The following is a 229-nucleotide window of genomic DNA, read 5'->3' on the forward strand; positions in this document are numbered from 1 at the left end:
ATCACCGGTCAGGATGGCCAAACGCGCGTGACCACTGTGCAGACAATCCTTGATCAGCTGATGCCGGGCCTGGTTCCTCTGCTACTGACCTTCGCCTGTATGTGGCTTCTGCGTAAGAAAGTGAACCCACTGTGGATCATCGTTGGCTTTTTCGTCATCGGTATCGCGGGCTACGCTGTCGGCCTGCTCGGCCTGTAAGACTGTTGTACATCACCGGGGGCTTGCCCCC

1 protein-coding gene is annotated in these 229 nt (G+C 57.6%); it reads left to right on the plus strand.

Annotated elements, in window-relative coordinates:
* Nucleotides 1-198 (plus strand): PTS system mannose/fructose/sorbose family transporter subunit IID (locus FDX22_RS00710; protein ID WP_186805272.1); only part of this gene is annotated, 198 nt, incomplete at its 5' end.
* Nucleotides 199-229 lie beyond the last annotated feature (31 nt).

The sequence above is a fragment of the Citrobacter sp. TBCS-14 genome, assembly GCF_005280805.1.
GTDB lineage: Bacteria > Pseudomonadota > Gammaproteobacteria > Enterobacterales > Enterobacteriaceae > Citrobacter > Citrobacter gillenii.